This window comes from Anaerobacillus alkalilacustris, assembly GCF_001866005.1.
GTDB lineage: Bacteria > Bacillota > Bacilli > Bacillales > Anaerobacillaceae > Anaerobacillus > Anaerobacillus alkalilacustris.
In genome coordinates this window covers 657,733-682,714 of record NZ_MLQR01000001.1, presented here as the reverse complement: position 1 = coordinate 682,714, position 24,982 = coordinate 657,733, and the positions used below count along the sequence as shown (strand labels likewise).

General features: G+C 36.3%; 23 protein-coding genes, 1 pseudogene and 1 other annotated feature. Of the genes and pseudogenes, 14 read left to right on the top strand and 10 right to left on the bottom strand.

The genetic code is table 11. The features are described from left to right. Window positions 1-235 precede the first annotated feature (235 nt). The 12 genes from BKP37_RS03275 to lysS all read left to right on the top strand — a co-directional run bounded on the left by BKP37_RS03275 (window position 236) and on the right by lysS (window position 11,050). Window positions 236-1,003 carry a type III pantothenate kinase gene (locus BKP37_RS03275; protein WP_071308254.1) on the top strand — a complete coding sequence of 256 codons (768 nt, stop codon included), beginning with the start codon at window positions 236-238 and terminating at the stop codon, window positions 1,001-1,003. A 78-nt stretch (window positions 1,004-1,081) separates the two neighbouring features. Then, a complete protein-coding gene (hslO, locus tag BKP37_RS03270; protein WP_071308253.1) occupies window positions 1,082-1,960 on the top strand; it encodes an Hsp33 family molecular chaperone HslO in 879 nt (292 codons plus the stop codon). A 184-nt stretch (window positions 1,961-2,144) separates the two neighbouring features. Then, window positions 2,145-3,068 carry a cysteine synthase A gene (gene cysK, locus BKP37_RS03265; RefSeq protein ID WP_071308252.1) on the top strand — a complete coding sequence of 308 codons (924 nt, stop codon included), beginning with the start codon at window positions 2,145-2,147 and terminating at the stop codon, window positions 3,066-3,068. A gap of 523 nt (window positions 3,069-3,591) precedes the next feature. Further along, window positions 3,592-4,938, top strand: coding sequence for an anthranilate synthase component I family protein (locus tag BKP37_RS03260; protein ID WP_084034543.1), 1,347 nt, complete (start codon window positions 3,592-3,594; stop codon window positions 4,936-4,938). A 13-nt stretch (window positions 4,939-4,951) separates the two neighbouring features. After that, window positions 4,952-5,530, top strand: a complete 579-nt coding sequence (gene pabA / locus BKP37_RS03255; protein ID WP_071308251.1) for an aminodeoxychorismate/anthranilate synthase component II — start codon at window positions 4,952-4,954, stop codon at window positions 5,528-5,530. 1 nt (window position 5,531) lies between these two features. Then, on the top strand, window positions 5,532-6,386 hold the full coding sequence (pabC, locus tag BKP37_RS03250; RefSeq protein ID WP_071308250.1) for an aminodeoxychorismate lyase: 855 nt from the start codon (window positions 5,532-5,534) through the stop codon (window positions 6,384-6,386). A 4-nt stretch (window positions 6,387-6,390) separates the two neighbouring features. Continuing rightward, window positions 6,391-7,218: a dihydropteroate synthase gene (folP, locus tag BKP37_RS03245; protein WP_071308249.1), complete on the top strand. Its 828-nt coding sequence runs from the start codon at window positions 6,391-6,393 to the stop codon at window positions 7,216-7,218. Window positions 7,219-7,221: 3 nt separating this feature from the next. Next, window positions 7,222-7,587, top strand: coding sequence for a dihydroneopterin aldolase (gene folB / locus BKP37_RS03240; RefSeq protein ID WP_071308248.1), 366 nt, complete (start codon window positions 7,222-7,224; stop codon window positions 7,585-7,587). Continuing rightward, window positions 7,580-8,113: a 2-amino-4-hydroxy-6-hydroxymethyldihydropteridine diphosphokinase gene (gene folK, locus BKP37_RS03235; RefSeq protein WP_071308247.1), complete on the top strand. Its 534-nt coding sequence runs from the start codon at window positions 7,580-7,582 to the stop codon at window positions 8,111-8,113. The genes folB and folK overlap by 8 nt, the downstream gene beginning before the upstream one ends. After that, window positions 8,065-8,271, top strand: a complete 207-nt coding sequence (locus tag BKP37_RS03230; protein ID WP_071308246.1) for a helix-turn-helix domain-containing protein — start codon at window positions 8,065-8,067, stop codon at window positions 8,269-8,271. Before folK ends, BKP37_RS03230 begins: the two co-directional genes overlap by 49 nt. A 25-nt stretch (window positions 8,272-8,296) precedes the next feature. Next, the gene (gene dusB, locus BKP37_RS03225; RefSeq protein ID WP_071308245.1) at window positions 8,297-9,298 is read left to right on the top strand and encodes a tRNA dihydrouridine synthase DusB; all 1,002 of its coding nucleotides are present in this window, start codon (window positions 8,297-8,299) and stop codon (window positions 9,296-9,298) included. A gap of 255 nt (window positions 9,299-9,553) precedes the next feature. Beyond that, on the top strand, window positions 9,554-11,050 hold the full coding sequence (lysS, locus tag BKP37_RS03220) for a lysine--tRNA ligase (protein WP_071308244.1): 1,497 nt from the start codon (window positions 9,554-9,556) through the stop codon (window positions 11,048-11,050). A gap of 552 nt (window positions 11,051-11,602) precedes the next feature. Continuing rightward, window positions 11,603-11,961: a sequence feature (16S ribosomal RNA rRNA prediction is too short), on the top strand. 426 nt (window positions 11,962-12,387) lie between these two features. Here lysS and BKP37_RS03215 read toward each other — a convergent pair. From BKP37_RS03215 to gnd, 9 genes and pseudogenes are all read right to left on the bottom strand, one after another. Further along, the gene (locus BKP37_RS03215) at window positions 12,388-13,254 is read right to left on the bottom strand and encodes a Cof-type HAD-IIB family hydrolase (RefSeq protein ID WP_071308243.1); all 867 of its coding nucleotides are present in this window, start codon (window positions 13,252-13,254) and stop codon (window positions 12,388-12,390) included. Window positions 13,255-13,551: 297 nt separating this feature from the next. After that, window positions 13,552-14,550 (bottom strand): C-terminal binding protein, encoded by a 999-nt coding sequence (locus tag BKP37_RS03210; RefSeq protein WP_139193042.1) that lies wholly within the window; start codon window positions 14,548-14,550, stop codon window positions 13,552-13,554. Between the two features lie 7 nt (window positions 14,551-14,557). Continuing rightward, window positions 14,558-15,454: an AEC family transporter gene (locus BKP37_RS03205; RefSeq protein ID WP_071308241.1), complete on the bottom strand. Its 897-nt coding sequence runs from the start codon at window positions 15,452-15,454 to the stop codon at window positions 14,558-14,560. A 24-nt stretch (window positions 15,455-15,478) separates the two neighbouring features. After that, window positions 15,479-16,432, bottom strand: a complete 954-nt coding sequence (locus tag BKP37_RS03200; protein WP_071308240.1) for a sugar kinase — start codon at window positions 16,430-16,432, stop codon at window positions 15,479-15,481. A 230-nt stretch (window positions 16,433-16,662) separates the two neighbouring features. Further along, window positions 16,663-16,926 (bottom strand): HPr family phosphocarrier protein, encoded by a 264-nt coding sequence (locus tag BKP37_RS03195; protein WP_139193041.1) that lies wholly within the window; start codon window positions 16,924-16,926, stop codon window positions 16,663-16,665. 37 nt (window positions 16,927-16,963) lie between these two features. After that, the gene (locus BKP37_RS03190) at window positions 16,964-18,232 is read right to left on the bottom strand and encodes a TRAP transporter large permease (protein WP_071308239.1); all 1,269 of its coding nucleotides are present in this window, start codon (window positions 18,230-18,232) and stop codon (window positions 16,964-16,966) included. 12 nt (window positions 18,233-18,244) lie between these two features. Next, window positions 18,245-18,769, bottom strand: coding sequence for a TRAP transporter small permease (locus tag BKP37_RS03185; RefSeq protein ID WP_071308238.1), 525 nt, complete (start codon window positions 18,767-18,769; stop codon window positions 18,245-18,247). Between the two features lie 161 nt (window positions 18,770-18,930). Beyond that, complete coding sequence (locus tag BKP37_RS03180; RefSeq protein WP_071308237.1) at window positions 18,931-19,980, bottom strand: TRAP transporter substrate-binding protein; 1,050 nt, start codon at window positions 19,978-19,980, stop codon at window positions 18,931-18,933. Between the two features lie 139 nt (window positions 19,981-20,119). Then, a pseudogene (gene gnd, locus BKP37_RS03175) lies at window positions 20,120-21,015 on the bottom strand (phosphogluconate dehydrogenase (NAD(+)-dependent, decarboxylating)). A gap of 234 nt (window positions 21,016-21,249) precedes the next feature. Here gnd and BKP37_RS03170 point away from each other — a divergent pair. Continuing rightward, window positions 21,250-22,098 carry a MurR/RpiR family transcriptional regulator gene (locus tag BKP37_RS03170; RefSeq protein ID WP_071308236.1) on the top strand — a complete coding sequence of 283 codons (849 nt, stop codon included), beginning with the start codon at window positions 21,250-21,252 and terminating at the stop codon, window positions 22,096-22,098. Between the two features lie 13 nt (window positions 22,099-22,111). After that, a complete protein-coding gene (locus tag BKP37_RS03165; RefSeq protein WP_425424968.1) occupies window positions 22,112-23,638 on the top strand; it encodes a gluconokinase in 1,527 nt (508 codons plus the stop codon). A gap of 219 nt (window positions 23,639-23,857) precedes the next feature. Here the strand turns inward: BKP37_RS03165 and BKP37_RS03160 are convergent, their stop codons facing one another. Beyond that, window positions 23,858-24,946 carry a LysM peptidoglycan-binding domain-containing protein gene (locus tag BKP37_RS03160; RefSeq protein WP_071308235.1) on the bottom strand — a complete coding sequence of 363 codons (1,089 nt, stop codon included), beginning with the start codon at window positions 24,944-24,946 and terminating at the stop codon, window positions 23,858-23,860. Window positions 24,947-24,982: the final 36 nt, after the last annotated feature.

Sequence of the window (24,982 nt, the reverse complement as noted above, 5' to 3'; positions counted from 1 at the left end):
AAGAAAGCATAAAATTTTTAAAGTTACAAAGCTTTCAAGTGCAAGTGATTACTCATGGCACAAGCCACTGCTTCAAAGCTATGCTAGAAGACACAGATGGGAAATTACTTTTTATGTCTAGAGCTGCAGCGCCCGTACTTTTCTTAAAAATACACATTTTTGTTATTCATTTTTCTTTTTAAACTATTATACTTATATGGTACAAATAGAAAAACCTTAAAAGTAGGTGGATAAAATGTTATTGGTTTTAGATGTCGGAAATACGAATATTGTTTTAGGGGTATATGATGGGGATACGCTTAAATATCATTGGCGTATAGGAACTGACCGTCATAAAACAGAAGATGAGTATGGAATGATGGTAAAACAATTATTTTCATACGAAGGGTTAACGACAAGAGATATTAACGGAATTATTATTTCTTCTGTAGTTCCACCCATTATGTATGCACTAGAGCAAATGTGTAAAAAATACTTTTCGGTTACGCCTAAGGTTATTGGACCAGGAATTAAAACAGGACTAAATATAAAGTACGACAACCCTAAAGAGGTTGGAGCTGATCGAATTGTAAATGCTGTAGCGGCAATTGAACTTTATGGCAGCCCGTTAATTGTTATTGATTTTGGTACTGCAACTACATACTGTTACATTAACGAAGAAAAGCAATATATGGGTGGAGCTATTGCCCCGGGAATAAGTATTTCAACTGAAGCATTGTACACAAGAGCTTCTAAATTACCACGAATTGAAATAGTTAAACCTAAAGATATTGTTGGTAAAAATACAGTAAGTGCAATGCAAGCTGGTATTTTATATGGATATGTTGGACAGGTTGAGGGAATTGTAAATCGTATAAAACAGCAATCAAAAGGCAATCCTCAAGTAATAGCAACAGGTGGTTTGGCTTCTTTAATTGCCAATGAATCAGCGATGATAGACGTTGTCGATCCGTTTCTAACACTAAAAGGATTAAAGTTAATTTATCAAAAAAATATTGAGTAAAATTTGAGGATGGACAACTCAACTCCTGTTAAGGATGAAGTTTGTTCCATCTCTTTGTACTATTATGAGGTGAATAAAATGAGTGATTATTTAGTAAAAGCGATTGGTTTTGAAGGCAAAGTAAGAGCATATGCTATTAAATCGACTAATATGGTTGGAGAAGCAGTTAGACGCCATGGAACGTGGCCGACGGCATCAGCAGCTTTAGGTAGAGCAATGACTGGGACAACATTGATGGGAGCAATGTTAAAGGGTGAAGAGAAGCTAACTGTTAAAATAGAGGGCGGTGGCCCAATCGGACCTATTATCGTTGATAGTAATGCTAAAGGTGAAACGAGAGGTTATGTAGCGAACCCTAAGGTTGACTTTGAATTAAATCAGCATGGTAAGTTAGATGTGGCCCGTGCTGTAGGGAAAGATGGCTTGCTTGCGGTTGTGAAAGACTTAGGTATGAGGGATCATTTTACTGGAAGTGTGCCACTTATTTCAGGTGAGTTAGGTGAAGATTTTACTTATTATTTTGCTTCTTCAGAGCAGACGCCATCATCTGTAGGCGTAGGTGTGTTAGTTAACCCTGATATGAGTATCCTTGCCGCTGGTGGGTTTATTATCCAGTTGATGCCTGGAGCTGATGATGAAACTATTGATTTTATTGAAAAAAGGCTTAGCACCTTACCACCTGTATCTAAATTAATAGAGGCTGGCATGCCCCCTGAAGAATTACTGTTGGCTCTATTAGGTGATGATCATGTAAAAATAATTGATAAGATGGATGTTACTTTTAAATGTAATTGTTCAAAGGAAAGAATTGCAAGTGCGTTAATTAGTCTAGGTAAAGAGGAACTTACAGATATAATTGAAAAAGATGGCCAAGCCGAAACAGAATGTCATTTCTGTAACGAGAAATATATGTTTACAAAAGCGGAACTTCAAGAGTTAAGAGAAGATTCAAATTAAGAGATAGCCTTTACTTTGGTGCGCCGAAAATGAAAAAGGTACGATTCATTAACGAATTCTACAAATGGGTAATTTTTTACAAAGAAATATATTGACAGTTTAAGAATCCTCTGATAAATTAATAGTAATTAAACCAATGAATTTACTCGGTATTAAAATAATAGCGTCGAGGAGGATTTTATTTATGAAAGTAGCAAATTCAATTACAGAATTAATCGGTCAAACACCTTTAGTGAAATTAAATCGCCTTGTTTCAGAAGATCATGCAGATGTTTATTTGAAGTTAGAGTACATGAATCCAGGAAGTAGTGTAAAAGATCGTATTGCGCTAGCAATGGTTGAAGCGGCAGAAAAAGATGGTAGACTAAAAGAAGGTGACACAATTATCGAACCAACTAGTGGAAACACTGGGATTGGTTTAGCTATGGTTGCAGCTGCAAAAGGTTACCGTACAATTTTAGTTATGCCTGAAACAATGAGTTTAGAGCGTCGTAACCTACTTCGTGCATATGGAGCTGAATTAGTTTTAACACCTGGACCAGAAGGAATGGGTGGTGCTATTCGTAAAGCTACTGAATTAGCTAAAGAAAATGGTTATTTCATCCCGCAACAATTTGAAAATGAAGCAAATCCAGAAGTTCACCGTTTAACGACTGGTAAAGAACTATTAGAGCAAGTTGGTGACCAATTAGATGGTTTTGTTTCAGGAATTGGTACAGGGGGAACAATCACAGGTGCTGGTGGAGTGTTAAAAGAGAAATTCCCTAATTTACACATTGCAGCGGTTGAACCGACTGACTCACCTGTCCTATCAGGTGGAAAGCCAGGTCCACATAAAATTCAAGGAATTGGAGCAGGGTTTGTTCCTGACATCCTAAATACTGAGATCTATGATGAAGTTATTCAAATTACTACGGAAGAAGCTTTCGAACACGCGCGTCGAGCTGCGAAGGAAGAAGGCGTACTAGGTGGAATTTCTTCAGGAGCGGCAATAGCAGCTGCGTTAAAATTAGCGAAAAAACTTGGTAAAGGTAAAAAAGTAGTCGCAATTATTCCGAGTAACGGTGAAAGATATTTAAGTACACCATTATATCAATTTGAAGATTAATTTTTGAAAGCAGTCCTTCTTGGGCTGCTTTTTGTTATAATCAGAATTTATAAATTTCCTAACTTGGAAACTGTCTAGCGCAAGCAACCTACGAGCTCGGTCACTTCAGTCAAGTTTCTGACTTCAATAACTACATGAATAACGCCTCTGAATAGCTTCATGCAGCTTTGCTCCTGCGCTTACTCGTCGCACGGAAAAACAATTGCTCTTGAGCAAACGGAGTGGCACAGGAGCAGCTGCTCGTGACCAAGGCGCTTGCGCTCTTCTTGATATGGTTTTATAGGCGATAAAGATAATTAAAAACTTTTATTATTCAATGATATTTATCAACTTCTTTATGTCTTATATAGATTAGTGATAAAATAAAAATAGGACAAGTCAGAGAAACTAAATTATAAAAAGTATTATTTGGAGTGTGAATGTTATTTTGCGACAAACTAACGAAAACATTCAACGTTTGCCATTAGGTAAATCGTTTAAAGCAAAAGGGTTCGATTGGTATAATAAGTATAGACAACTTTCAATGAATAAAAAACACCATATCCTTCTTGAAAGTGGTCGCGGTGGTAAATATAGTATCATCGGGTTAGACCCTTGGGCGATTTTATCTGGTAAAAATGATGAATTAAAAATTACAATAGATAAACAAACAGAAACAAAAAAAGGACCACTTCTTACTTCAATGAAAGAGTGGATGAACTGTTACCGAACAGCCGTTATAGATGATTTGCCAGAATTTCAAGGTGGGGCAGTCGGATTTATAAGTTATGACCTAATTAGGCAAATCGAAAGTTTACCACTGCTTAGTGAAGATGATTTAGAAACAGAAGATTTATTTTTTTACATTTTTGACGATGTCTTTATTTTTGATCACCAAAAAGATTTGTTTTGGATTATTACTCATTATAGTGAAGGTCAGAAGACTAAATCAGAAAAAAGGCTAAAAGAGCTTGAGACAATGTGGTTTGAACCTTTAATTGAACCAACATATGATTTTAGTGGAGATGCAACAATAGAAGAGGACTATTGGAACACATCTCTTTCTGAAGAAGCTTTTAAGAACGCGGTAGAACGAGTTCAAAATTATATAGCAGCGGGCGATGTGTTTCAAGTGAACCTATCTGTTCGGCAAGAGAAGAAATTAAAAACTCATCCGATGGAGATTTACGATAAGTTAAGAGAAATAAATCCCTCTCCTTATATGGCATTTCTTCAAGCTCCTCATTTTCAATTAGTTAGTGGTTCACCAGAACTTTTAGTTAAAAAGCAGGGAGATGACATTAGTACTCGTCCTATTGCTGGGACAAGATCAAGAGGTAAAAATGCCTTTGAAGATGAAGAGTTAGCTAAAACTCTTATTGAAAATGAGAAAGAAAAAGCCGAACACGTGATGTTGGTTGATTTAGAAAGAAATGACTTAGGTAGAGTAAGTCGTTTTGGTACAGTAGAAGTTAATGAATTAATGGTGATAGAGAAATACTCTCATGTAATGCATATTGTTTCAAATGTAAGAGGAAAACTTGACTCGTCATATGATGTATATGATGTTGTGGAAGCGACTTTTCCAGGTGGAACAATTACAGGTGCACCAAAAGTTCGGACTATGGAAATAATAGAAGAACTTGAACCTGTTCGTCGAGGGGTTTATACTGGTTCTATCGGTTGGATAGGTTATAATGGTAATATGGAATTAAATATAGCTATCCGAACAATGGTTTCCAAAAATGGTTATGCTTATGTTCAGGCTGGAGCGGGAATTGTTATTGATTCTAACCCTAGGGCTGAATACAAAGAATCACTTAAAAAGGCAATGGCTTTATGGAAAGCCAAAGAGCTTAGTGAAGAAGAGAAAAGTCAAGTGAAGAGCTGAGGAGGAGAAAAAAATGATTTTAATGATTGATAATTATGATTCTTTTACGTACAACCTAGTTCAATATTTAGGGGAAATGGGTCAAGAGCTATTAGTAAGACGAAATGATAAAATAACAATCGAGGAAATTGAACAATTAAATCCCAGTTATTTAATGATTTCTCCTGGACCATGTAGTCCTAATGAAGCAGGAATTAGCATGGAAGCAATTAAGTATTTCGCAGGAAAAATTCCTATCTTTGGAGTTTGCTTAGGTCATCAATCAATTGCGCAAGTGTTTGGTGGAGATGTTGTAAGAGCGGAACGTTTAATGCACGGGAAAACTTCTGAAATGCTCCATGATGGGAAAACAATTTTTGAAGGTATATCCTCTCCGCTTACTGCGACTAGATATCACTCATTAATTGTAAAAAGAGAAACGCTTCCTGATTGTTTTGAGATTTCTTCTGAAACAAATGAAGGAGAGATAATGGCCATTCGCCATAAAGAGTTGCCGATTGAAGGAGTGCAATTTCATCCAGAATCGATCATGACTAATGATGGCAAACAAATGTTAAGAAATTTCATCAATTCCTATTCGAGGGTAAAATAAAATGTATATATATTTTAATGGGGAGTACGTTTCACAAGAGAAAGTAAGAATTTCTCCTTTTGACCATGGTTTTTTATATGGACTTGGTGTATTTGAAACATTTCGTATTTATAATGGTCATCCATTTTTATTGGATGACCATTTTCGTCGATTAGAAAGAAGTGTAAAAGAGTTAAACATTATATTTAATTTAAAGAAAGAGGATTTGCGAGAGATTGTTAATCGGCTTTTAACTATAAATGATCTAAAGGATGCGTATGTTCGCTTTAATGTTTCTGCGGGTGAGGCGCCTGTTGGTTTGCGTACTGAAGCTTACAGTTCTCCTAATATAATTGCTTTTATCAAGCCGATTTACGGTAAGTTAGTAAGTACAAAACAAGCAGTTCTCTTAAACACTCCAAGAAACACACCTGAAGGAAAAGAACGTCTGAAATCACATCATTATTTAAATAATATAGTTGGTAAACGTGAAGTTCCTAACGGTGATCATGAAGGAATTTTCCTTACGATTGACGGTTATGTAGCTGAAGGGATTGTTTCTAATGTTTTTTGGGTTAAAAATGGACAAGTATTCACTCCCTCTGTGAATACTGGCATTTTAAATGGAATAACAAGACAGTTTATTATTCAGATACTAAAAGATAATGAGATGCCGTGTCGCGAAGGATACTACACGGCCCAAGAATTGTTAGAGGCAGATGAGGTATTTGTCACTAATTCCATACAAGAAGTTGTAGCAATTAGTATGGTTGATAAACATGAATATACAAAAGATAAGAAAGTGACAACTTTATTGCAAGAGCTATATCAAAAATATATATATCAACGCCTTTGGTCGATCGAAGAAAGGACGTGACCGTATGCTTAGGCACAATATAATAAAATGTGGAACAAAAGAAATAGATGTTTCAAAAAAAACAATTATTATGGGTATTCTAAATATAACACCAGATTCTTTTTCTGATGGTGGTAAATATACTGTGTTAGGTGAGGCGGTAAGTAGGGCTGTTAAAATGGTTGAGGAAGGTGCTGATATTATCGATATTGGTGGGGAATCGACTCGACCTGGTGCCAAAACCGTAGGTGAGGAAGAAGAACTTGAGCGTGTACTCCCAATAATTGAAGCTGTCTCCATGGTTGTAGATGTTCCAATCTCTATTGATACCTATAAGCAGTCGGTTGCTAAGCAAGCGGTTGAAGCTGGAGCAACAATTATTAATGACGTATGGGGAGCTAAACAAGAACCAGGAATAGCAGAGGTTGCTGCTAATCATAATATACCCATTGTTCTAACTCATAACCGACATAGTAAAGAATACAACAATTTAATTGAAGAGGTCATCGCTGACCTAAATGAAAGTATTTCTCTTTGTAAACGGGTTGGCGTTGAAGATGCGCAAATCATCTTAGATCCGGGTATTGGTTTTGCTAAAACATACAAGCAAAACATTGAAGTGATGCAAAATTTAGATAAAATTGTAGAACTAGGATATCCAGTTTTATTAGGGACATCAAGGAAATCCTTCATTGGTATAACTTTAGATTTACCGGCTGATGAACGACTAGAGGGAACGCAATCAACTGTCTGCTACGGCATCATGAAAGGGTGTCAAATGATGCGGGTTCATGACATATTACAAATATCAAGAACAGCCAAAATGATGGACGCTCTAGTTGGGAGGGAATAGAAAATGGACAAAATATATATAAATCAAATGGAGTTTTATGGGTATCATGGTGTCTTACCGGAAGAAACAAAGCTTGGGCAGAAGTTTATTGTTGATCTTACAATAGAGTTAGACTTAAATGAAGCTGGGTTGACAGATAATTTAGTGAATACGGTTAACTATGCAGAGGTCTATCAGATAGTGAAAGGGATTCTGGAGGGTCCACCTTTCAAATTAATTGAGGCAATAGCCGAGAGAGTTGCAGAGAAAGTGCTTGGCCAATTTTCTGTCGTTGATCGTTGTACTGTAAAAGTAATAAAGCCTAACCCGCCGATTGTAGGTCATTATCACTCAGTAGCGGTGGAAATTAATAGAGGTAAGAATGACTAACGAAAATACTGTTTATTTATCAATGGGATCAAATATGGGGAATAGATTGTCTTTTTTAAAGTATGCGGCAAAATGTATGAAAGAGGATGTAAATATATCCCTTACTCGATATTCATCAATTTATGAAACGGCTCCAATCGGTTATACCGATCAAGAGAACTTTTTGAATATGGTGATTGAATTAAAGACATCTTACTCACCTTTGCAATTGTTAAGTCGTACTCAAAAAATCCAAGACAATGCTGGTAGAGAATACAATATACGTTGGGGTCCAAGGACATTAGATCTTGACATTTTGTTATATAATCATGAAAATATTAAAATGGAACAATTAATTGTTCCTCATCCAAGAATGTTTGAACGAGGTTTTGTGATTATCCCACTTAGGGAAGTAAATCCAGTTCTTTACTTTCCGTCAATTGAGAAATCGATAGATGCAGTTTACGAACAACTAAGAGATAAAGAAGGTGTTTACTTATGGAAGAAACCATTTGGGGAAGAAGAATTCGGGCATTCCGAAAGCTGAAAGGCTATACTCAAGAACAACTAGCGTACCAAATAGGTGTATCAGTTTCTGTTTTAGGGGAAATTGAGCGAGGAAACCGTGTTCCTACAGAGGAATTAATAAACCAAATTTCTGTTGTTTTAAATATTGCCAAAGAAGATTTAAACACAATTAATTAATTCATATAGATTGGAGGTGGCATCCGTGTTGAAAATCGGTGATGTTACCATGAAAAATCCTGTTGTTTTAGCACCGATGGCTGGTGTTTGTAATCCGGCATTTCGTTTAATAGCTAAAGAATTTGGTGCCGGTTTAGTTTGTGCTGAAATGGTTAGCGATAAAGCGATACTATATAAAAATGAAAAATCTCTACAAATGTTATATGTTGATGAAAGAGAAAAACCACTAAGTTTACAAATTTTTGGTGGCGATAAAAAGACATTAGTGGAAGCTGCTAAAGTAGTAGATCAGCAAACGAATGCTGATATTATAGATATCAATATGGGGTGTCCGGTACCTAAAATAACGAAGTGTGATGCAGGGGCAAAGTGGCTACTTGACCCTAATAAAATTTACGAAATGGTAGCAGCGGTTGTTGATGCTGTTCAAAAGCCTGTAACCGTTAAAATGCGTATGGGTTGGGATGAAGAACATATTTACGCTGTAGATAATGCCCTTGCAGTAGAACGAGCTGGTGGAAAAGCAGTTGCCGTACACGGTAGAACGCGTGTACAAATGTATGAAGGTACTGCAGATTGGGATATTATTAGACAGGTAAAGGAAGCTGTTAATATACCGGTAATTGGGAATGGAGATGTCAAGGACCCCCAAGGTGCCAAACGTTTACTAGAAACAACCGGGGCAGATGGTGTCATGGTTGGTCGGGCAGCTTTAGGTAATCCTTGGATGTTGTATAGAACTGTACAATATTTAGAAACTGGTGAACTTTCCCCTGAACCAACTCCTCGAGAAAAAATGAATGTTTGTATGATTCATTTAGATCGTTTAATTGATCTAAAAGGTGAAAAGGTAGCCGTGCGAGAAATGAGGAAACATGTTGCTTGGTATGTTAAAGGAATGCACGGGGCGTCAAAGATTAAGGATCAAATTAACCAATTTGAATCTAGAGAGAAAGTTAAAGATGTTTTAGAAAGTTTTGTTGCGGAAATAGAAGCTAGACAAGGTGAAGGGACATTCGTCCGTTAATTTGACAATCTTCGCTATGTAACCTATAATACCTCTGAGATTAGTAACTGCCAGCTAGATGCGGGCAGTTTTTCTTCATAGATTGAGTAGTTCACCATTATCTCAAAAACTAAGGAGCGCCCTCGGTTTTGATACGATTTCTAATAGCGAACCTTATACTGTTCGTGATAAATGGATATAAAGAGTAATAGCGCAATTATACATATACACTACTTTGGTAAGGCAGAGAACTTACAAATATAGGAGATGAGAAGAATGGCAAACGAATTAGAATTAAATGATCAGTTACGGGTGCGGAGAGAAAAACTAAAAAGTTTATTTGATGAAGGGCTTGACCCTTTTGGGAAAAAGTTTGAGAGGACTTTTACAGCTAACCAATTAGAAGTAGAGTTCGGACCGCTTTCTAAAGAAGATTTAGAAGCCAAAGATATGGAAGTGACTATCGCTGGGCGAATTATGACAAAAAGAGGAAAAGGGAAAGCTGGTTTTGCTCACTTGCAAGATTTAACTGGACAAGTTCAAATCTATGTACGTAAAGATAATGTAGGCGACCAGCAATATGATATCTTTGATAGTATTGATATTGGAGATATTGTTGGAGTTACAGGTGTAGCTTTTAAGACGAAAGTAGGAGAGCTTTCTGTAAAAGTAAAAGATTTTCAGTTACTTACTAAATCTCTACGACCTTTACCGGATAAATTCCATGGTTTAAAAGATGTTGAACAGAGGTACCGTCAGAGATATGTAGACTTAATTATGAATCCGGAAGTAAGGAATACATTTGTAACGAGAAGTAAAATTCTTAAATCGATGAGAAATTATTTAGATAATCAAGGTTATTTAGAAGTTGAGACTCCGATGATGCACTCAATCGCTGGTGGTGCGTCAGCTAAACCTTTTATTACTCACCATAATGCTCTTGATATGCAGCTTTATATGCGTATTGCAATAGAGTTACATTTGAAACGATTAATAGTTGGTGGCCTAGAGAAGGTTTATGAAATAGGTCGTGTGTTTAGAAATGAGGGTGTCTCAACACGACATAATCCGGAATTTACAATGATTGAGTTATATGAAGCGTATGCGGATTATAAGGATATCATGGCGTTAACTGAAAATTTAATCGCGCATATAGCAAAAGAAGTGTTAGGGACAACAACAGTTCAATATGGAGAATATGAAGTAGATTTGAAGCCAGAATGGAAAAGGCTTCATATGGTTGACGCAATTAAAGAATACACTGGTGTAGATTTCTGGCGTGAAATGTCCGATGAGGAGGCGAGAGAAATTGCTAGGCAGCATAATGTTCCTATTAAAGAAACGATGTCATATGGTCATGTGGTGAATGAGTTCTTTGAGCATTTTGTTGAAGAAAAATTAATCCAGCCGACGTTTATCTATGGCCATCCAGTAGCGATTTCACCTTTAGCTAAGAAAAATCCAGAGGATGAAAGATTTACTGATCGATTTGAATTATTTATCGTTGCTAGGGAGCATGCGAATGCTTTCACTGAATTAAATGACCCGATTGATCAACGTGAGCGTTTTGAAGCACAGTTAGTAGAACGTGCTCAAGGTGACGATGAAGCTCATATGATGGATGATGATTTTGTTGAAGCATTAGAATATGGAATGCCTCCAACAGGCGGGTTAGGTATCGGTATTGACCGATTAGTTATGTTGTTAACTAATTCGCCGTCAATTAGAGACGTACTTTTATTCCCGCAAATGAGACATAGAGAAATAGACTAGTTGGTGTTAAAAGAGCAGATCGATTTTCGGTCTGCTCTTTTTTGCAGTATCAGAATTTATAACTTTCTAACTTGGAAACTGTCTAGCTCCAGGTGCCATCGGTTCGATCACTTCAGTCAGGTTTCTGACTTCAATTACCTCTTGAAATCTTTCGTTGATTAGCTACATGCAGCATATGTATAGAGCTGTGGCGCTTACGATTTTATTATTATAAAAATAGTGTGATGAAAAAATAATGAGTTCATCAATAATGTTTTTTTAAAAAGTTGTTGATAATATAGGTTAATGATGTTATATTATTACTTGTCGCTTTAAACGAAAGTTACAAAAAAATGTTTTTTAATAATTGTTGACAGTGAGTTGTTGATATGATATATTAATTAAGTCGCTGTCGGGTGACGTCGAAATTAGAAGAATGTTCTTTGAAAACTGAACACACAGCCAAGCGAATTAAAAGAGATAGTAAATATCTCGTCAATGTTTTATTTTGAGCTTTATCAAACACTTTTATGGAGAGTTTGATCCTGGCTCAGGACGAACGCTGGCGGCGTGCCTAATACATGCAAGTCGAGCGAACTCAATTAAAGCTTGCTTTATGAGAGTTAGCGGCGGACGGGTGAGTAACACGTGGGCAACCTGCCCTGTAGACTGGGATAACTTCGGGAAACCGAAGCTAATACCGGATAATCTTTGGAGCCTCATGGTTCTAAAGTGAAAGTTGGGTTTACCTAACACTACAGGATGGGCCCGCGTCGCATTAGCTAGTTGGTAAGGTAACGGCTTACCAAGGCGACGATGCGTAGCCGACCTGAGAGGGTGATCGGCCACACTGGGACGTTTTCGATGACGGTGTTCTTTTTATTTACTGCCATTTGGTTTACACCAAACTTTAACGAACATACGTCAGCAGGCACACAAAATCGATTGTTAGGCGTTTTTTCAAAAGTCAAGTTATTTCTCTATATTTCAATGATTATTTTACGGGACTTTGATAGTAGCTCATTACAAAAAAAGAAGCAGAAAGTAACACGGACTGCTGAAAAAGTCCAAATTTTTTTATCTGAAAAATAATATTCAAAAAACGAGCCTCTAGAATCGCTTCTAAGGCTCGTTTGAGGGTTAGGGCGACATTTTTGCCCCCCTATAATCATTCGTTTTTCAAAAACATTCACTTTTTCAGTGGCCTCAAAGTAACATTCCAATATTTGTATCCTTAGCCTGATGACATTGGGGTCTTACTGCCCCTTAAGGGTGGGATAAAATTCAGCTACACAAAGTTATCTCAAGTTTAGAACGTACTAATTCAAAAATAGTACCCTTGTAGTATAAAATCTGTATTATTCATTCCCTTGTTTTAATACGTATTTCCGCAAAGCATAGGCTACACCGTCTTCATTATAATTACGTGTTGTATATGTACTTTGTTTTTTGACTTCTTCTTCTCCGTTACCCATCGCTATGCTCATTCCAGCTACTTTGAACATTGCAAGGTCATTTAGATTATCACCAATCGCAACTGTATCTTTCATAGGAATATCTAAATGATTAGCCATATAAGTTAATGCATTTCCTTTACTTACTTCTTTATGGGCGATCTCAAGTTTATGCCACCCTGAGGTAGTTAGTGAAAGATCTTGCCTCCCGGTTAGCATGTTTTCGAGTTCTTTCAAGTAATCCTTATTAAAGGATAAGACAAAAATTTTATATATTTCTAATTCAGATATATTGATATCTTGATAATGCTTCATATAACTAATCCCATGTTGTCGTAATTGAATATTTATTTCGTTATTTGCCCATTCAACCGGAAATTCCAAATCACTTTCTTTCATTGAGAGAATCTCATTTTCTAATCTACTCTTACCATTTTCTAGTAATGTAATTCCTTGGTTAGTATAAAGTTCGTAATAATAGCCTTTTTGTTCTAACACCGGAAGAAATTCATTAATAACACAATCTGGTATTACAAGTCTTTGAATGAACTTATTTGAATGAAATCCAATCGCTCCATTACCAGTAATAATTGGACAATCAATTTCAGCAGTTAATAAAATTTTTTGTGTATCATGAAGGGAACGCCCAGAGCAAATTGTAATAATATTCCCCTGGTTCTGTGCATCATAAATCACCTCTCTATTTTCTCGGCTAATAGTTCCATCATCAGATAATAATGTTCCGTCTAAATCAATTGCAATTAATTTCAATTTTCTCACCCTAACTAATCGCTACAACAACGTACATGTTGTGATGATTTTTATTTTTTTAAGGAATCCTCTTTTTTATGATATTTTCAGTAACTCCCAAATTATGCAATTGGCTGATAATTTTACTTTCTCCAGTTAACTAATATTCCCCTTCAAAAGTAGTAAATTTCCTTCTCACTTAATAAAGTTGTATCAATAACAATACGTTTTATGCCATTTATAACAGTTTTTTATTCTTAAAAATTCCATAAACAAGAAACCAATCCCCAGAATTCCAGATTGGTTTTATTAATTATTTTATTTGCACATCACTTTTAAATCTAGTAAATCTTTTACTGAATTGTTTACTATATATCTTGGGAAATAACCACTCAGTACATCTACAACATTTTGAGCTGTTTTTCGTTTTAACTCTTCCTGTGCTTCTTCTGAATACCAAGCAACGTGTGGGTTTATAATAACATTCTCCATTTTGAGTAAAGGATTATCTAAATTTATTGGTTCTTGTTCAACTACATCAATTGCTGCACCGGCAACTTTCTCTTCTTGTAAGGCTTTAATTAGAGCTTTTTCATTAATAACAGCACCTCTTGCAGTATTAATAATAAAAGCCTCTTTTTTCATTAAATCAAATTGTGCATCACCGATCATTCCACAAGTATGCTCATTAAGAGGAGCATGAACGGATATAAAATCAGATACTTTACATAGTTCACTTAAACTAAGTAGCTGGACATTCAATTTTTCGGCTACATCTATAGGGACAAACGGATCAAACGCCTTAACTTGTAGTCCAAATGCTTGTGCTTTTTTTGCAAGAGCTTGAGGAATTTGACCAAAGCCAACTAAACCTAACACGCGTCCTTTTAACCGAAAAATTGGAACACCAACATTAAAATTCCAAACTCCCTTTTTTACTTCCTTATTCAATAGTACTACCTTCCTTGCTGCACTTATCAATAATGCAAAGGCGTGGTCTGATACTTCATCAATACAATAATCTGTAACATTACTAACGATGATACCTTTTTCTGTAGCCGCACCTATGTCAATCGTATTAACACCAACTCCGAAACGGGCAATGACTTTACAGTTCTCAAGCTTCTCAATTACCTTTCTCGTAATTGGTGCATACTGGTTTAATAAGGCATCTGCGTCTTTACATGCCTCGATAACCTCTTCCTCTGTTTGACATTGGACAGCTGTTAACTCTACTCCTATCTTTCTCAATACTTCTTTTTCAGGTGCTAAGCTACTATATTCATAATCTGTAATAACTACTTTATACATAACCACTCACTCCTTAACCTAAAATAGCTAGTAAAATAGTAATCGTAAAAATACTTATAATGGTCGTCACCAACGTAATAGCAGAAACTAATCTCGGCTTTGCATTAAACTGAACTGCATACATGACTATAGTTGCTGCAGAAGGCATGGCTGCCGAGACTATTAGCACTTTGGCAAGTAATGGATCAAACGGGAATAATAATGTGATGCCATATGCGATCAGCGGTGAGATGATTAATCGGATAATCACTCCAAAAGAAATATGACCCCATTCAAACTTCGTCCACTGAATATTTGCTAACTGCATCCCTAAAATCACCATTACCGTTGGAATTGTAGCATCTGCAATAATATCAACTGTTTGATACAAGTTACTAGGTAATTCTAAATGTAATCCTTTTAAAATTAAGGCAACGATGACTGCATATGTAGCTGGCATTTCAAAAACGGAACGGACAGATACTCTAATATTTGCTTTACCGCGAGCAGCATAATAAACTCCGAAAAAATTCATAATAATTGCTTGTAATACCAGAAAAGACACGGAGTAAGCAAAACCAATTTCGCCATAAGCAAATAAAATAATTGGGGCACCGTAATTTCCAGAGTTCATAAAAGCTGTTGAAAGGATTAAACCACTTTCAATTGACTGAGAATGTCCTTTTACTTTGGCATAGATTTTATTTATTAAAATAATAGCCACCAGTAAAATAACTGAAAATATCACCATGTATAAATATTGCAAATCAAGTTCTGCTGAATAAAACGTTCGAAAAACTAAACAAGGTGTCATAACATATATAGCAATCGTAGAAATAGATGTAATTTCAACCTTTTTCCATTTCTGAACCACGTATCCGATCAAGAATACTAAGATAACCGGAAGTACGACCTGAAAGAATATTTCCATAAAATTAACCCTCTTTAAAACTTATTATCTTGTAACATCATCTACCGCCTTATCACTAGTAAAATCCAATAATTCTTGCTTTGTCGGAAGACCTTCAAAATCTCCTCGATACATCGTAACTATTGCTCCAGTCGCACAACCTCTAGCAACGGACTCTCTAGTTGTAAGACCGTCAAGTAGTCCTGATATAAATCCCGCTGCAAAACCATCCCCTGCGCCCACTGGATCTACAACATGTTGCACCTTTATACTTGGAACTAATTCATGATGATCATCAGTAAAATAGTAGGCACCTTTAGCACCAACTTTCAAAACTACAAGCTTTGCTCCAAGGGTTAAGATTTTCTTTCCTAACAATTCAGGACCTTTATCTCCAAACATAAATTCAGCTTCTGTAATTCCTGGTAAAACAATGTCTGAGCGACTAACTAGTTCAATAAGCACTTCTCGGGCACGTTCTTCACTCCACAGCTTGCGCCGAACGTTTGGATCAAAAATCACCTGAACCTTATGCTTTTTAGCTATATCAATTGCTTTATGAACAGTCTCATAACAACTATCACTTAAAGCAGGTGTAATTCCTGAAATATGCAAATACCTTGCTTTTTTTATATAATCTTCATCAATGAGATCAGGTGACATTCTTGAAGCTGCTGAACCACTCCGATAATAATAAACCGAAATATTTTGTTCTGTCTTAATTTCCTTAAAAAACACACCTGTTTGAGCACTTTCATCGACCGATACGTAACTTACATCAACTCCTTCTCCACGAACAAAAGAAATTAACGCCCTACCAAATTCATCATCTCCAACTCGACTTATCCAGCCAACTTTATGACCTAAACGAGCCAAGCCAATGGCAAAATTAGATTCAGAACCTCCAAAACTACGTGTAAATTGCCCTGCATATCTCATTGGTCCGTTTGTTATCGGTGTAAATAACACCATTGTTTCACCTATTGTTACAACATCCACCCTAAATACCTCCCACCATAAGAAAAGCGCAAGGCGCCCGCCTATCGGCGACAAACACTGGAAGGCCTACTCTAGCGGTCGTTTTTTGGCCGAAAGAGTAGGCCTGAAGTGGTCGAGCCGATGGCGCCTGGAGCTAGACAGTTTCTAAGTAAGAAATTTTATACCTTCTTACCTTGGTACAAAGAAAAGCGGTACACTAATGTACATACCGCTTTTTCTTTGTTGTGTTATTAAGTTAGGTAATTTACAACTTCTTGTATTGCAGTCTCACAGTCATCTCCAACAGCACGAACCTGGATTTTGTCGCCATTCTTCAACTGCAATGTAATTAATCCGAGAAAACTTTTTAAGTTTACTTCAATAATCATCCCACGTACCATCTTTTTTAAAAATATTTCTGACTCAAGTGGTTGAATAGAATTACTTAAACCTGTAATGGTTTGCTCTTCTGTTATGTTTACGACAATTTCCTTGCTACATTCTTTAGCCACCATCAGTTACCTCCTTAAGATAATATTTACATTTTATTTACTATAGAAAAATCAGTGAGATTTGTGGTAAGAAAATAACGATAAATAACGTAAATAACATAACTAAGAAAAATGGAATGATTGCTTTTGATAACGCTTCAATCGATAACCCCGAAATACCAGATCCAACAAACAAGTTCACTCCAAGTGGTGGAGTAATAAAGCCTATGGCTAAATTTAAGACCATAATGATACCAAAGTGAATTGGGTCATATCCTATGTTTGTAGCAATTGGTAATAAAATTGGTGTTAAAATAATAATGGCAGCTAATGTATCCATGAAACAGCCAACAATCAATAATAATAAAGTAATTAATAAGATAATAACAATCGGACTTTCCGAGATTGATAACATTGCTTCAGCAACTTGATTCGGAACTTGTTCAATTGTTAGTAGTCTTCCAAATGCTGTAGCTGTTCCAACAATTATTAAGATGGTAGCTGTTGTAAGTGCCGAATTAGCAAACACACTTGGTAAATCTTTAATCTTTAATTCACGGTAAAAGAATAATCCAGCGATAAGACCATAAACAACTGCAATAACTGCTGCCTCTGTAGGTGTAAAGATCCCACCGTAAATACCACCTAAAATGATGACTGGAATTAACAGTGCCCATTTAGCATCCCATGTTGATCTAGCTATGTTAGCAAGTGATGTTTTTTCTTTTAAACCTGTATAACCCATCTTTTTTGAATAAAAGTATGCGTAAACAATAAGTGCAAAACCAACTAGTAAACCTGGCAAAATACCAGCAATAAACATATTAGCAATCGATACACTTCCAACTACACCATAAATAACCATAGGAATACTTGGTGGAATAATAACTCCTAATGACCCTGCAGCACAAACTACCGCAGTAGCAAACCGCTTATCATAACCTTGCTTAACCATTGCCGGGATCATAATCCCCCCAATAGCTGCTACTGTTGCTGGAGCAGAACCTGAAATAGCGGCAAAGAACATACAAGTAATAATTGTAGCAATCGCAAATCCACCCGTTTTATTTCCAACAAGGGAATTAGCTACGCGAAATAGGCGATCTGAAATCCCACCTTTACCCATAATTTCACCAGCAAGAATGAAAAACGGTACGGCCATTAATGGAAACGAATCTACTGATGTTATTAATTCTTTTGCTAGAAAGTCTAATGGTAATGAACCTGAATAAACAATAGTAACTAATGTTGATAACCCAAGGGCTACCCCAATTGGAACACTTAATAAAAGAAAAACAGCAAATGTAACGAACAAAACTACTGCAACCATAAATCTCGCCTCCTACTCCTCTTGTAATTTTTCTTGAGTGGTTTTAATATCAATCTCTTCAAAACCTAGTAATCCTCTAATTTGTTTCACTAAGTGTTGAATAATTCGGATGGCGGTTAATCCCATTCCAACTGGTGCCGCTAAATATACAAGCCCCATCGGGATTTGGTTTGCAGGGGATTTCTGTCCCCATTCTAGTAGTTTAAATGCTATGTCTGATCCATATTTAATAACAAATAAACAAAAGAATAAGAATAAAAGGTTAGAAATAATCGTAAAGATTAACCTAGCTTTATCTTTGAATAATAAAAGTAATACATCTACTTTTATATGACGCTGCTTTTTGACTCCGTAACTAATACCAATATAAACGAGCCAGATAAAACAGTAGCGTGCTAGTTCCTCAGACCATGAAAGTGAGTTGTCAAAAACATAACGCATAATTACTTGTAAAAAGATTACAGCAACCATAATGACCGAGAAAATTCCTAAAATAACTTCTTCCGTATGATCATCTAACCACTTTAATACTTTCATTTTGTTCCCCTCTTTCCATTTATACTAAAAATAACTACTCCCATTTCATTTAAGGAAAGCAAAGCTGTACACCTATGTATGGGTAGAAAACAGATATACACTTTTGCTTTCCTTTTTTTATAGGAGAGAAGGTGTTTAAAAATACCTTCTCTCCTAATCTATTATTTTTGAGCTTCTGTTACAGCGTCAAATACGGCTTCTACTGTTTCTCTACCAATTTGATCTGTGAATTTTTCAATTACCGGTTGTACAAGATCTACCATTTCTTGACGTGCTTCTGGAGTAATTTCTGTGAAAATCATACCTTCTTCTTGTAAGTTAGCTAAATATTCTGCACTAGCCTCACGATTCATTTCACGTTGGTAAGCACCTGCGGCATAAGCAGCTTCCGTAACAATTTCTTGTTGTTCTGGAGTTAACCCATCAAAGAACGGCTTACTCACTAAAAATGACCATGGGCTATAGATGTGGTGAGTATTAGACACATACTCTTGAACTTCAAAGTACTTTTGCAAATAAATAGTTGAATAAGGGTTTTCTTGTCCATCTACTGTTCTTTGTTGCATCGCAGCAAATAACTCAGTGAAGGCCATTGGTGTTGGATTAGCACCTAAAGCGCGAAACGCTTCTAAATGCAATTGATTTTCCATTGTACGAATTTTTAACCCTCTGAAATCTTCCGCTGTAGCTACTGGACGAACACTGTTTGTTAAGTCTCGGAAACCATTTTCCCAGTAACCTAACCCTACTAAGTTTTGTGCTTCTAATTTTTCTAATAATCCTTCTCCTACTTCACCACCTAAAACAGCATCAGCAACTTTTTCATTTGGGAATAAGAATGGAATATCAAATACAGCAAATTCAGGAACAAAGTTAGCAATAACTGCAGTTGATGGAATTGTAATTTCCTGTGAACCTAATTGTAACCCTTCGATCATCGTACGATCGTCACCAAGTTGTCCACTATGATATGTTTCGACTTTAATTGCTCCATCAGTCTTTTCTTCTACAATTTCTTTAAACTTAAGTAAGCCCTTGTACTGAGGATGTTGATCATTTAGACCAATACCAGCACGCATCGTTTTTGTCTCTACTTTTGCGTCTGATGATGGGTCTGTCTCTGTTGTCGAGCTTTGGCTTCCCCCACCACATGCTACTAAACCAATTGCCAACACCGCAGTACTTAACATTAACCCTAACTTTTTCTTCATCTCAGGTTTCCCCCTTGAAATTTTTATTTTATTAAAATGGAATTAAAGAAGCATTCCAATTTTAGCAACTCATTCTCAATTTCTTTGACAACTTTGTTAACGTTTCCATTTATAATTAAATTTTTTTGATCTTATATCTCTATTTTTTTTCTACTGCATGACCACCAAATTCATTTCTAAGTGCAGCTACGACTTTTCCTGTAAAAGTATCATCCTCTAGCGATCGATAACGCATCATCAATGCTAAAGCTGTTACAGGTGCTGCAACTTGTAAATCAAGCGCTGTCTCAACTGTCCATTTTCCTTCACCAGATGAGTGCATCACACCACGAATTTCTTCTAAGTTAGCATCCTTTGAAAAAGCTGCTTGTGTCAATTCCACTAACCAAGATCTGATTACTGAACCATTGTTCCATACTTTCGCAACAGATTCATAATCATAATCAAATTGACTTTTTTAAGAATGTCAAATCCTTCTGCGATAGATTGCATCATACCATATTCGATGCCATTATGGATCATTTTTAAAAAGTGTCCACTACCAACTGGACCAGTATATAAATAGCCATTTTCAACTGAAATATCTTTAAATAGTGGTTCTATTGTTTTAAATACTTCAGGATCTCCACCTATCATTGTGCAAGCGCCTTTTCTTGCACCTGCTATTCCACCACTTGTACCAATATCAAAGAAGAAAATTCCTTTCTCCTTTAGTAAAGCACTTCGTTGGATTGAATCTTGGTAATGAGAATTCCCACCGTCTATGACAATATCACCATCTAATAATAATTCAGACAATTTTTTTATTACCTGTCCCGTTACTTCACCAGGTGGAACCATAACCCATATAACTCTAGGTGTCGGAAGTTGTTTTACGAGTTCTTCAATTGTATGAACACCATCGCCACCATCTGTAGTAATTTTTTTTACTAGTTCAGCATCTACATCTGTACCAACTATTGAATGACCGTTATCTATGATGTTTAATGCCAAGTTGTAACCCATCTTACCGAGGCCAATCATTCCTAGTTTCATTGCTTCCTCCTTTTTAAAAGCCGTTTTTTTTTGAAAAATCCGTCTTTTTAAAATACATGAATGTAAGGGTGAAATTTTGTTTCGCTTTTAGTATTATGAAATAAATTTCCTTACAAGTTTTATTATATGATAAATTTTTTCTTTTTCAAGACTTTTTACGAAAAAATATTTTTTTATTAACCGTTTTCATATATTATATAGGTAGATCCTAATTTTTAGCGAGGAGTGTTTAAAATGATTCAAACACATTGTATTGCTCGAATAAAATCATCGTACTCTGATTTTAGTGATAAAGAGAAAAAGATAGCTGATTATATTATGGATAGTCCTAAAAACATTATTCATTCAACCATCAACCAAGTTGCCGAGGATCTAGGCGTTGCTGAAGCTACTGTTTTTCGTTTTTGTAAACGGATTGGATTTAAAGGCTACCAGGCCATGAAAATCGCTCTAGCTTCTGAGGTTGTAACCCCGATGAATAATATACATGAAAAAATTCAAGTAGGGGATGATGAAAAAGCTGTAGCTGAAAAAGTGTTCAAGTCGAATATTCGTACGTTAGAAGAAACGCTACGGGTCATTGAACAAGAATCGTTTAAAAAAGCTGTTGATGCCATACTAAATGCCGATAAAGTTGCCTTCTATGGAAATGGTGGTTCAGGGGCTGTTGCCGATGATGCTCACCACAAATTTATTCGTACAGGAATTCAAACAGCTACTTACAGTGATTCCCATTTGCAAGTCATGTCTGCTTCACTGTTAAGTAAAAATGATGTTGCTATTCTAATTTCTCACTCCGGGTCAAACTTAGACATGCTACAAGTATTAAATGTGGCCAAAGAAGCTGGTGCAACGACAGTAGCTATCACTACTTTAGCTAAATCACCTCTTAGTCAAGGCGCAGACATCACTCTTTATACAGTTAGTGATGAAACGGAATACCGCTCAGAGGCTTTATCTTCTCGTCTAGCACAATTAAGTATCATCGATGCTCTTTATGTAAATGTAAGTATCGCTCGAAAAGAGCTCATGCAAGAATCACTAAATAAAATACGAAATGCCATTTCATTAAAAAGATTTTAAGGGAGTGAATATAATGGAGAAATACGTCATTGGTTTAGATATTGGAACCACAAGTGCGAAAGCAGTTTTGTTTAAAAAAAATGGCTCAGTAATCGCTGAGAGTGAATGGGGATATTCTGTTTCCCATCCTAACCCATCGTGGAGTGAACAAGATCCTATTATTATCGAAAAAGCTGCAATCACTGCGATTCGCTCAGTTACAAAAAAAGCTGGAGTAATGAAAAAACAAGTTATAGCTGTTGGTATATCAACGGCTATGCACTCACTAATTTGTGTAGACAATAAATATAATCCTCTTTCTCCATCTATTATTTGGGCAGACGGTAGAAGTGTAGAACAAGCTAATAAACTTCGTCTGCAAACTGACATTTATTTAAAAACTGGTACACCTATTCATCCAATGTCACCTTTATGTAAGCTTGTTTGGATGAAAGAAAACGATTACCAACCTTATATAGAAGCTGCAATGTTTGTTTCAATTAAAGAGTTCCTTTTGTTAAGATGGTTTGGAGAAGCAGTTGTCGATTACTCCATTGCTTCAGCAACCGGACTTTTTAATATCCATACATTCGACTGGGATGATGATGTACTAGAAGTTGCAGGGGTTACTCGTAACCAATTATCAAAGCCGGTAGGTCCAACTGCTATTTGCCAAGGCTTAACTAGTGAGCTTGCAAATTTGTTAGGCCTAGAAACCGATACTCCTTTTGTGCTTGCTGGCAGTGACGGGCCATTAGCAAACTTAGGAATTGGTGCGATTGCCCCTGGTGATGTTGCGATTACCGTTGGAACAAGTGGTGCCATACGGCAAATGGCTTCGAAACCGCAGACAGATAACCGACAAGAAGTTTTCTGTTACGCTGTAACCGAAGACCGTTGGATTATGGGCGGACCAACAAACAATGGTGGGATCGTCTTTCAGTGGCTACGAGATGTTTTAGGTGAAAAAGAAGTTGAACTAGCATTAACCAAAGGGGAAAATGCTTATGAGCTCCTTACCAAATTAGCGTCTACAGTTACTCCTGGATCTGACGGACTTTTATTTTTACCGTTTTTAAATGGCGAAAGAGCTCCATATTGGGATGCGAATGCACGAGGGAGCTTTATTGGTCTAACGATGGCACATAAAAAAGAACATATGATACGTGCAGGTTTAGAAGGTGTCGTTTTTAGCTTGTACAGTGTTGCTGTAGCCCTAGAAAGGCTAGCCGGTGAATCTATTAATATATTTGCTAGTGGCGGATTTGCACGTTCCCCACTTTGGTTACAAATTGTGGCTGATATTTTTGGGCAACCAGTTCATGTACCCCAAAGCCACCAAAGCTCAGCTTGGGGGGCAGCATGGTTCGCTCTTCTTGCTGTGGGTGAAGCTTCGTCTTTAGAGTCTATTAAGGATTCAATACCAATGAAGCAAACATACGAACCTAATAATCTAGCTTCTAATAATTACAAAGAATTATATAAAACTTATTATCAACTATATGAAGTTTTAAAGCCTCATTTTTCAACGATAGCCAATTACCAGCGTAACGTGAAGTAATGTATATAAGCAAGTAAACACATCAGATTGTTGAGAAACCCTACTTTTTTCAAAAGTAGGGTTTCTCGTCTAAACAATTCACTTTTATTTCTATGTTAATTTTTGTTTTAAAAGAAGATAGTCAACCCTCTCACATGTTTGTTTATTTGCTTCTTTTTATTTAGATTTGTTTTCGAACATTATTCATGACCCTTTACAAGTTGTGCAACACCCAGAAGGTCATTCTCCCCAAAATGGAGTATAGTTAATTAGAGTAGGAGATGGTCCATCAAAGAAGAAGATCGTAACCTTTTGACCTACCAATGCTTCGTAATGTTTCGCCTGACCATAAGGAATTTTAAGAACGCGTTCCACGTGGTTAGCAAAAAAAGCTACATGTGTACTGTCAACTGTACCAATCACTTCAGCTTTTGTTGATAGAATATCACTGTGACTAATGATTAATTTTTGTCCAATCAAAATAATATCGTCTTGTAATCCGTTCATGTGCTTAAGTTCATAAACTGGAAGGTTAAATCGCCTTGAAATACCCCATAACGTATCTCCCGGGACAGCAGTGTAGATAGCACTTCTGACTTGTTCAGTTTGTGTATCATCTTTCTGTCTTATATTATTTATAACTGCATTATCATATTTCTGCTCGGCTTTTGCAGTAACATTCAATTTTTGTCCAACTCGAATCAAGTCAGATGGTAAATTATTCAAACTCTTAAGTTCTTGAACACTTGTATTATGTATGCGTGCAATTCTAAATAGCGTATCTCCTTGAACGACAGTATAAGTTGAAGCTAGTTCTTGTTCGTTTTGACCGCTAGGTATTGAGACTTCGTTGACAATTTTTGAACTAGACGTTTCGGGCATGATTAGTGTTTGATTGACTTGTATATGATCAGAAGTCAAATTGTTCACCATTTTTAAATCTCTAACGGTAACTTGATGTTTTTTTGCTATAGAGAAAAGGGTATCACCAGGTAAAACCGTGTAATAGATGGCAGGCAGTTCTAATTTTTGTCCAACTTTAATGTGAGATGTTGCAAGATCATTTGCACTCTTAATCTGATCTACTGTCACGTTGAACATCTTTGCTAAAGAATATAGTGTATCGCCTTGTTGGACTGTATAGACTTGAGAACACGCTTCAACCTTTGCCGATCCAACATAATTAACATTCATGAAAGCATTTGTAGCCACAGTTCCAGCTAAAACGTATCCTGCAAGTTTGACTTTTTTTCTTTTATTAGCTTTGAACCTTTCCTCTACTATTCTCTCTTTCCGTGTTCTAGTAATTTCTATGTTTTCTTTTAACATTGAATATCCTCCCTATGTAACAAAGTCCCCAAAAAT